Below are 9,962 nucleotides of genomic sequence, written 5' to 3' on the forward strand. Positions count from 1 at the left end.
TCAATTGGCCTGCATGGGCATGACGACGTACTTGTAGTGGTCGTCGCCCACGGGCCGCACAACACCGGGGTTCAGGGGGGTGGAGAATTCGAGGAAAATCTCGTCGGTTTCCAGCGCTTTCAACGCGTCAATCAAATACACGGGGTTGAAGGCGATGGCGAAGGCTTCGCCTTTGTAAGCGATTTCGAGCTCGGATTCCACTTCCACCCGGCCTTGGGCCGAAGCGGAGATCTGCAGTGTGTTTTCGGACAGGCTGTAGCGCACGGACCCGCCGCGTTCCATGGTGCCCACCGCCGCCCGCTGAGTGGCGGCCAAGACCTGCTTGGCCTTTAAACGAAGCTGGATGTCGTGGCCCTTGGGGATGACCTGCTCGTAATTGGGGAAATTGCCCTCGATCAAGCGGGAAATGATGATGACGTTCTTGTGTTTGAACGTGACCTGATTCTCGGTGAAAGCCATTTGCAACTCGCCGGTTTTGTCGTCGGTTCCCAACACGCGAGCCAGTTCGTTGACGGCTTTGGTGGGGATGATGGCGCTCACGGTGGCTTTTTTATCCGCGGTTTCCCTCTCGACGAAAGCCAAACGGCGGCCGTCCGTGGCGACGAGGATCATTTTGCCTTTTTCAATCACGAGATCCACGCCGTTCAGCACGTAACGCGTCTCATCGGTGGACACCGCGAAAATCGTCTTGCGGATCATTTCCCGCAGGACGGACGCGTTCAAGGACACGGCCTTTTCCAAATTGAATTCGGGCAAAACCGGATAATCGTCCTTGGGCAAACAGGCCAAGGAACAACGGTCCCGTCCGGATTTTATCTCGATTTTCTGTCCGTCGACGCTTTTCAACAACAGTTCTCGGCCGTCGTCCAGGGTGCGGAGGAATTCGCTCAAAGGTCGGGCCGGCACAGTTAAAGCACCTCCGGATTTGACATCCGCCTTTACCAGGCAACGGACGCCCACTTCCAAATCGGTGGAGGACAAACGCAATCCTTCCCCATCCGCCTCAAAAAGAATGTTTGACAGCACAGGCAGCGTGCTGCGGGGCGAAATCGCGCTTTGGACCAATTGCACGCCTTTTAAGAGTTCGTCTTTCTGGCAGTGGATCTCAATCATGGTGGAACTCTTTGAGGAGGGCAAAACGGTGCTTGAGTTATTCAAGGTTCGCCTCTCTTATAATAGATATAGAAATTTAGTCGTCGTAGAAGCAAGCGTCGGGAAAAGTCTAATAATTTTTCTGACCGTCCGAAAGGGATTGTCTCAAAACAAAATTCCCCTTTCGCCCCCTTCGGGACAATTTGTTGACAAGCCGTTCGCGTTGTCCCTGTTGTTCGAACAAATCCCGATCATCCACAACCGAAGCCGGTTACTCAGGTTTTATACCAAAACCATCCCGAAGCGCATACGCGCGCAACCTCCCGCGCGCGGAGCGGGGCGGGCGGGCAAAATCTGTTTAAAATCAGCGGTGCGAGCGAATGTCTTGCAGCGAGGCGTGGTTCTTGATTTGCTGGGTGATCTTGTTGAGCAGGGCGGTGAAATAGGGGTCCGACGTCATTTTGCCTTTGATTTTGTTGCACGCGTGCATGACCGTCGTGTGGTCTTTGCCGCCGAACTGTTCGCCCAGTTCCGTCGTGGAACATTCCGTGAGCGTGCGGGCCAAATACATGGCGATTTGACGGGGGAACGCGATGGCGTCCGTCCGCCGCTTGGACTTCATGTCGCGCAAATCCAAATTGAAATGGTTGGCCACGACCTCTTGGATGTCCTCGACCCGAAGGGGCCGGGAGGCTTCGTTGGCCGTCACAATGTCTTTGAGTGTTTCCCGGGCCGAATCGATCGTCAAAGGCGTCCCCGTTAAAGAACTAAAAGCGACGATGCGGATCAAACTGCCTTCCAATTCCCGGATGTTGGAACGGATTTGACTGGCGATGTAGAGGATCACATCGTCCGGAACGAAGATGTTTTCCGTGGCCGCCTTTTTGCGCAAAATCGCGATGCGGGTCTCTAAATCGGGGGCCTGGATGTCCGCCACCACCCCCCATTCGAATCGGGACACCAGGCGGGCGCTCACTTTCGTTTCCCCGGGGGTGCGGTCGGAGGAGATGATGATTTGTTTGCGCGAATCGTAAAGGGAGTTGAAGGTGTAGAAAAACTCCTCCTGGGAATTCTCCTTGCCCATGAGGGATTGGATATCGTCGATCAAAAGGCAATCGAGATTCCGGTACTTTTCCCGGAAATCCTTCATTTTGTCGAAACGGATGGCGTCGATGAACTCGTTGATAAACCGCTCCGAAGTGATGTAAAGAACCTTCGCGCCCGGGTTGTTTTGCCGAATGGCGTGGCCCGTGGCGTGCAAAATATGGGTTTTACCAAGGCCGACGCCCCCGTAAAGGAATAGAGGGTTGTACGCCCGGCCTGGATCCTTGGCCACGGCCATGGCCGCGGCCTGGGCGAACCGATTGGACGGCCCCACCACGAAGCTCTCAAAGGTGTATTTGGGGTTAAATTGCTCACCCGTGAAGTGATTTTCGGTTTTCGGGGAGGCGATGGGTTCAGCCCGAACTTCCTCGCGCTCCAAAATCGGCTCTATTTCTAAGCCTGTTTCGAATCCGAGGGTTGCGTCCCGGCCCAAAATTTCTTTTAAAGCGTCTTCAATTTGGCGCTGACAATTCTTCTTCACCCATTCCGAGAAAAAGCGGTTGGGAACTTGCAAAGTGAGCAAATCGCTGTCCCATTGTTGGGCCTTCAACGGTTTCACCCACAGATTGAAGATCTCGTCTTTGAGTTGCGGTTTTAAACGCTCAAGAACGCCGGACCAAATGTTTTCAGCCGTTTCACTGGCAAGCACAAGGCCACCTTATGCACAAAGTTGTACACAACTGTTTATAACAATTGTGAATTATCTTAATAAACCATATTCAACCATCTTTTACCATCTTTTATACAAAATGCCGAAATATCGGCCCGGGCCGGCAATGGAAAACGTCACAAGTTGGTTGAGATGGAAAAGGGCTGTGAATAACGAAGCGGGGGCTATCATAGTTGAAGCCCCGCGCGCCTGTCAAGCGTTTGGCGAAAAAATTTACACGCGGCTAAAAGTCTGTTTTTCCGTCGACAACAGGCTTTTTTTCGCCGGAGGATTTATGCCGCTGTTTTTGTCAAGCCGAACTTTTCCGTCGGAGAAACGCGTCGTCTATTTCAACAACGCTTTTAAGTGTCGCCCCGTGTGGGATTTTTTATAGGCAACGACGGCTTCCGGCGGGCCGGCCACCACCAATTGTCCGCCCCCCGACCCGCCTTCCGGCCCCATGTCCAGGATCCAATCGGCCGTTTTGATGACGTCCAAATTGTGTTCGATCACCACGACGGTGTTCCCCCCGTCCACCAGGCGTTGAAGCACTCCCAACAATTTCTCGACGTCCGCAAAATGCAGGCCCGTGGTGGGCTCATCCAAAATATAAAGAGTGTGCCCGGTGGGACGGCGGCACAATTCCGAGGCGAGTTTGACTCGTTGGGCCTCCCCGCCCGACAGGGTCGTCGCCGGTTGACCGATGGCGGCGTACCCCATGCCCACGTCCACGAGGGTTTTGAGAATCCGCGCGATCGACGGTACGTTCTCGAAAAACACCGCCGCCTCCTCCGCCGGCATGGCGAGGACATCGGCGATGGATTTCCCTTTGAATTTGACTTCGAGAGTTTCCGCGTTGAACCGCGCGCCGTGGCATTCGTCGCAGGGCACGTAGACGTCGGGAAGAAATTGCATGGATATCTTGAGGGTGCCGTCCCCCTCGCAATTTTCGCAACGGCCGCCTTTGACGTTGAAAGAGAAGCGCCCGGGTTTGTAACCCCGGCGGCGGCTTTCCGCCAGTTGGGCGAACAAATCGCGGATGGGCCCAAAGGCTCCCGTGTAGGTCGCCGCGTTGGACCGGGGGGTCCGCCCGATGGGCGTTTGGTCCACGTCCACCACCTTGTCCACCTGTTCGATGCCGACCAAAGCCCGATGGCGGCCCGGTTCTTCCTTGGCCCCGTTCAATTTTTTCGCCAGAGCCTTGTGCAAAATTTCGCCCACCAAAGTGCTTTTGCCGGAGCCGGACACCCCCGTCACCGCCACAAATAACCCCAGAGGGAATTTAACGTCAATGTTTTTTAAATTGAATTGCTGGGCGCCCTGAATTTCAAGCACCGCCTCTCCGGGTCGGCGGCGCTCACGGGGAACGGGAACACCCCGCTCCCCTCTAAGATAAGCGCCGGTCACCGATTCTTTGGATTTCAAAATGGCGTCCACCGGACCCTGGGCGATCAATTGGCCCCCGTGGACCCCCGCCCCCGGGCCCAGGTCCAGAACCCAATCGGCGGCGCGAATGGTCTCCTCGTCGTGCTCGACGATCAGAAGGGTGTTGCCCAAATCTCGCAGACGCTTAAGGGTGGTCAAAAGGCGTTCGTTGTCCCGGGGGTGGAGGCCGATGGTTGGCTCGTCCAGAACGTAAAGAACGCCCACCAAGCCGGAACCGATTTGCGTGGCCAGGTGAATCCTTTGGGCCTCGCCGCCCGCCAGGGTGGCGGATTCCCGGTCCAGGGTCACGTAATCCAGCCCCACATCGACCAAAAAGCTCAAGCGGGATCGGATTTCCTTTAAAACTTGCCGCGCAACGAATTGGGAGCGCTCGGAGAGGGGCAGGTCTTTAAAAAATTCGTTGGCGTCCAAAACCGATAAGCGCACGAGTTCCGCGATGCTCTTTCCGCCGACCGACACCGCCAGGGCCTCCGGCTTGAGGCGCGCCCCCCGGCAGTCGGGGCAAAGGCGGCTGCGCATAAAACGCCCCTGGATTTCTTCTTTGACGAAAGCCGATTCGGATTCCTTGTAACGACGCCCCAGATTCCCGATGACCCCTTCGAATTCTTTGACGTTCTTTCCCCAGGGGGATTTGTGGTCAATGCCTCCGTGTAAAATCGACCGGCGCTGATCCCGGGACAATTGGGCCCAGGGCCTGTCCATCGGGATGCGATTGCGTCGGCACACCTCTTCCAAAATTTCGTTGTAATACCCGGACCAGGATTTTTTCCACCGGTTGGTGCGGGTGGTGACCGGGTCCGACCAGGCGGCCAGGGCGCCGTCGGCGATGGACAAACGGTCGTCCGGGACCACCAGGTCCTCGGCGATTTCCAGCTTGACCCCCAACCCGTCGCAGACGGGGCAGGCCCCGTAGGGGCTGTTAAAGGAAAAGAGGCGAGGCTCCACCTCGGGCAGACTGGTGCCGCAGTGGGCGCAGGCGTTGTGCTCCGAAAACAGACGGGGGGCCGCGCCGGTTTTGTCCGTTAACACCAGCAGCAACCCCCGCGACTCTTTCAGCGTCGTCTCAATGGAATCGGCCAGACGGTCCCGACCGGTGGCCGAAACCGTCAACCGATCGACCACCACTTCGATGGAATGCTTTTTGTACCGGTCGAGGGGGATCTTTTGGTCCAACTCGTGCAACCGGTCGTTGACCCGCACGCGCACATAGCCGCTCTTTTTGAGTTTTTCAAACAGCGCTTCATAGGTGCCCGTCCGTCCCCGCACCAGGGGGGCCAAAAGATGAATGTTTTGACCGTCGTAGGCCTTGGCGACTTCGGCGATGATTTGGCTGGCGGATTGGGCCTGGATTTCCCGGCCGCAGTCCGGGCAGTGGGGGGTGCCGACCCGCGCGTAGAGCAGGCGCAGATAATCGTAAATTTCCGTGACCGTGCCCACGGTGGACCGTGGGTTGTGGGACGGGGTCCGCTGTTCGATGGCGATGGCCGGGGACAGGCCTTCGATCAAGTCCACGTCGGGTTTTTCCATCAATTCCAGAAATTGTCGGGCGTAGGCGGACAGGCTTTCAACGTAACGGCGTTGGCCTTCGGCGTAAATGGTGTTGAAAGCCAGGGAGCTTTTGCCCGAACCGGAGAGGCCCGTGACCACCACCATTTTGTCCCGGGGAATTTCGAAGGTGAGATTTTTGAGGTTGTGCTCCCGCGCGCCCCGCACGCGGATAACGTCGGCGCTCACGGGTTGTCCGCCAGACGGCGGACCGCGGCCTCCACGCCCAGGACCACTTGGGCCATGCGGTGATAATCCAAAGTTTCGGGAAGGTCCGCGGCGGTGTGGTAGTTGGGGTTCCGGAATTCCGCCGTGTCCGTGACCATGACGGCGTCGTACCCTTCGTTCCAATAATTCATGTGGTCCGACCGTTCAATACCCGGCACCTGGCGGGTGGCCACGAGGGAACGTACCGGCAGGGGCGTGGCCCCCCGCATGGCTTTAACGATCGCGCGCTGGCCCCGACTTTGGCCGAAGATGCCGACCACCGCGATGAAATGCCCCCGCCGAGGGTAAACGAAACCCATGCCGGGCAGCGGGTAGCGTTGCGTCCCCCGGGCGTCCCGGAAATAGCCGATCATTTCCAAGGACACCATGAGCCGCACGCGCGCCCGCTCCGCCCGAAGGGACGCCGCGTGCACAGCGCTTCCCATTTGGGGGGTGCGGCAATGGGGGGCCTCTTCCAGGCAATAGGCCACCAGCTCCACGCGGCGCGCCGGGGGGCGGGCCGCCAACAGAGCCGCCAGTTCGAACAGGCCGGCGACCCCGGAGGCGTTGTCGTCGGCCCCGGGCTGGGCGCCGGCGGTGTCGTAATGGGCGCCGATCACGATCCGATCTTCGGACGCCGGGCCGACGTCCGCGATCACGTTCGCGTAGCGGGATTCCCCGGCGGTCCATTCCTGTCGTCGGGAGGATAGCCCCAGGGTCCGGAACTCGGCCCCGAGATGGTCGGCGGCCCGGGCCAAGACCTCGGGATGGCCGGCGTCCCGGGGGTAAAAATCGTCGCACAGGGCCCGCACCCGCGTTCTCAACCGCTCTTCCATGGGGTTCACGACGGTCTCCTTGCGTTGGTCATCGTCCGGTTCCCGCGGGAGCAGGGCCGAGGAAAGTCCGCGCTCCCTCGATGAACGTCGGTTTCCCCGCCAGGGCCGGGTCGGTGCGCGGCGCATCGGCCGTGAAATGCAACCCGCGGGATTCTTTCCGCGCCAAACCACAGCGAATGACCAAGTCCGCGACCACGGCGATGTTGCGCAATTCCAGCAGGTCCGGGGTCAACAGGAAATCCCAGTAATACTCGTGGATTTCTTTCTGCAGGGAGGCGATTCGCCTCTGCGCCCGTTCCAACCGTTTGGTGGTCCGCGCGATGCCGACGTAATTCCACATAAAGCGCCGCACTTCCTCCCAAACCTGACGGATCACCACCTGTTCGTCGGGATTCCGGGCCTGCCCGGGGTTCCAGGGAGGGACGTCCTCCGCGGCGAGGGGGGCTTCGGCGGTTTTGAGCCCCTCCCAGTGGCGCGCGACGGCGTGGGCGAAGACCAAGGCCTCCGGCAAGGAGTTGGACGCCAGGCGGTTGGCCCCGTGCAATCCGGTGCAGGCGACTTCGCCCACGGCGGACAAACGGGGAATGGTCGTCGTCCCATGAAGGTCCGTCCAAACACCGCCGCAAAAGTAATGGGCGGCCGGCACCACGGGGATGGGCTGGGTGGTGATGTCGATGCCGAAGGACAGGCAGCGCTCGTGGATCTTGGGGAACCGGCGCCTTAAAAACTCCGCCCCGCGGGAGGTGATGTCCAAGAAAACACAATCCTCACCGGTGCGCTTCAGTTCCTCATCGATGGCCCGCGCGACGATGTCGCGGGGGGCGAGCTCGCCCCGGGGGTCGGCCTTTTTCACGAACCGCTCCCCCGCGCGATTTTTGAGAACGCCCCCTTCTCCCCGCAGGGCCTCCGTGACCAGGAAATTCTTGGCCTTGGGATGGAACAGGCAGGTCGGGTGGAACTGCACGAACTCGAGGTTCGCCAACAACGCCCCGGCGCGGTGCGCCATGGCCATGCCGTCGCCGGTGGCGATGTCGGGGTTGGACGTGTACAAATACACCTTGCCCGCGCCCCCGGTGGCGAGGGCCGTTGCCCGGGCCAAGAAAGTGCGCACGGCGCCCGGTTCCACGTCCAACACGTAGGCCCCGGCGCAGGCGTCGGGGCCCGATCGGCCGAGCCGACGGCGGGTGATGAGATCCACCGCGAAATGGTGTTCATGAATTGTGATGCGGGGGTTTTCGCGCGCGCGTTCCACCAGCGCCTGTTCGACGGCGTGGCCGGTGTAGTCGCCCACGTGCAGAATGCGCCGGCGGGAGTGGCCGCCTTCCAGGCCCAACTCGAAGCGCTGACCGGCAGTCGCGCGGGGCGCGTCCGCCGAAAAACGGACGCCCCACCGCACCAAATCATCGATGCGCGCGGGCGCCTCCGCCACCACGCGGCGCACCACGGCCTCGTCGCAAAGACCGCCGCCGGCGTCCAGCGTGTCCTGGACGTGGGCGTCAAAGGAATCGCCTTCCGCGAACACCGCCGCCAGGCCGCCCTGGGCGTAATCCGTGGCGGAATCGGACAGGGCGCGCTTTGTCACCAGCCGCACGGTGCCGAACTCGCTCGCCTTGAGGGCCAGGGAAAGGCCGGCGATGCCGGAGCCGATGATCAAAAAATCGCTGGCGAGGGTATTGGGCATCGGGATCGATTCTACCCTACCCGGCCAGGGCCCGCCAGAGCGTCAACGCGCGGGCCGTGGCGCGAACGTCGTGCACGCGCAGCACCCGCGCGCCCCGCGCCGCGGCCCACAGGTGCACGGCCAGGGACCCTTCCTCCCGCTCCGACGGCGGCAAGGGGGTCGCTTCCCCGCCCAGAAGGCGCCCGATGAAGGATTTGCGCGATGCGCCGATGAGCAGAGGGAGCCCGAAGCGATGAAATTCATCCATGCGGCGAAGAATCGCCACGTTGTGGTCCGTCGTTTTGCCGAACCCCAGGCCGGGGTCCAACAGAAAACGGGACCGCGGCAAGCCCCGGGCGGCGGCGTAAGCCAACCGTTCTTCGAAAAAGGCGGCGATCTCGGCCGCCACGTCGCCGTACACGGGGTTGGCCTGCATGGTCCGGGGGTCGCCTTTTTTGTGCATCAGGACGGCGGGGGCGTTGTGATCGCGTAGGACCTCCGCCATGGACGGGTCCCCCAGAGCGGTGACATCGTTGACGAGGCGGGCCCCCGCCTCCAAAGCGCGGCGCGCCACGATGGCCTTGGACGTGTCCACCGACACCCAGACCCCCGGCAGACGCCGGGCGACCGCGACCACCACGGGCACGACACGGCGCGTTTCCTCCGCGGCGTCCACGGGGGCGGCGCCCGGCCGGGTGGATTCACCGCCGATATCGATCAAGACCGCGCCCGCTTCGGCCAGGGCCTCGGCGCGGGCCAAGGCGGCGTCGGGGTCGGCGAAACGACCGCCGTCGGAAAAAGAGTCCGGGGTGACGTTCACAATCCCCATCAACAGGGGTCCCGGGCCCGAAGACAGCGGGCTCAGAACATCAACGACCGCCACGACGGCCTCCCCGTTCGCCGATCCATCGCCCGATCGCCAGGGCGGCGGCCACCGCCATCAGCGGGACCCACAGCCGCCCGAACTCCCCGGTCAACACCCGAAGGCCCCGCTCGTTGAAAAAGCGCGCGACGCCAAGGGGCGACACCGGGATGAAACGCCAAGGCAGGAAATAGCGGGTGTTGGTGAACGGGCTGAGGAGCGCGATGCCCTTGCCGCCGTCGGTCATGGCGTCCAAAAGGCCGTGGGAAGCCATGGTGGCGAACAAAACGGCGAAGGCGGTCCTTCGACCCGCGCCGAAACCCCGTCCGACCCACGCGACCACCAACGCGGCCATCGCCGCGAACGTCAAAGAATGGAAAAACCCCCGGTGCCCGAACACATGCCCGTAGGGCAGGCCGAAGGAAAAGGCGAGGACATCCAGGTCCGGCAGGAGGGAAAAAACGACGGCCGCGACCAGCAATCGCCCCGGCAGGCGGCGGGCGCCCAGGGCGAGACGCGCGGCGAGGGGAACCGCGGGATGCGTGAAGAGGGTGGGCACGC

7 protein-coding genes are annotated in these 9,962 nt (G+C 61.2%); all 7 read right to left on the reverse strand.

The genetic code is table 11. The features are described 5' to 3' along the window. The 7 genes from dnaN to IPI56_00785 all read right to left on the reverse strand — a co-directional run bounded on the left by dnaN (position 1) and on the right by IPI56_00785 (position 9,960). Positions 1-1,113: a DNA polymerase III subunit beta gene (gene dnaN / locus IPI56_00755; protein ID MBK7544271.1), complete on the reverse strand. Its 1,113-nt coding sequence runs from the start codon at positions 1,111-1,113 to the stop codon at positions 1-3. Positions 1,114-1,456: 343 nt separating this feature from the next. Next, positions 1,457-2,818, reverse strand: a complete 1,362-nt coding sequence (gene dnaA, locus IPI56_00760) for a chromosomal replication initiator protein DnaA (GenBank protein MBK7544272.1) — start codon at positions 2,816-2,818, stop codon at positions 1,457-1,459. A 372-nt stretch (positions 2,819-3,190) separates the two neighbouring features. Continuing rightward, the gene (gene uvrA, locus IPI56_00765; protein ID MBK7544273.1) at positions 3,191-6,025 is read right to left on the reverse strand and encodes an excinuclease ABC subunit UvrA; all 2,835 of its coding nucleotides are present in this window, start codon (positions 6,023-6,025) and stop codon (positions 3,191-3,193) included. Continuing rightward, entirely contained in the window at positions 6,022-6,888 is an 867-nt protein-coding gene (locus IPI56_00770; protein MBK7544274.1) for a M28 family peptidase, read from the reverse strand. Before IPI56_00770 ends, uvrA begins: the two co-directional genes overlap by 4 nt. 19 nt (positions 6,889-6,907) lie before the next feature. Beyond that, positions 6,908-8,560 carry an L-aspartate oxidase gene (gene nadB / locus IPI56_00775; GenBank protein ID MBK7544275.1) on the reverse strand — a complete coding sequence of 551 codons (1,653 nt, stop codon included), beginning with the start codon at positions 8,558-8,560 and terminating at the stop codon, positions 6,908-6,910. A 16-nt stretch (positions 8,561-8,576) separates the two neighbouring features. Further along, the gene (gene folP, locus IPI56_00780) at positions 8,577-9,368 is read right to left on the reverse strand and encodes a dihydropteroate synthase (protein MBK7544276.1); all 792 of its coding nucleotides are present in this window, start codon (positions 9,366-9,368) and stop codon (positions 8,577-8,579) included. Positions 9,369-9,408: 40 nt separating this feature from the next. Further along, entirely contained in the window at positions 9,409-9,960 is a 552-nt protein-coding gene (locus IPI56_00785) for a metal-dependent hydrolase (protein ID MBK7544277.1), read from the reverse strand. Positions 9,961-9,962 lie beyond the last annotated feature (2 nt).

Source organism: Elusimicrobiota bacterium (assembly GCA_016706425.1).
In the GTDB taxonomy this organism is placed as follows: domain Bacteria; phylum Elusimicrobiota; class Elusimicrobia; order FEN-1173; family FEN-1173; genus JADJJR01.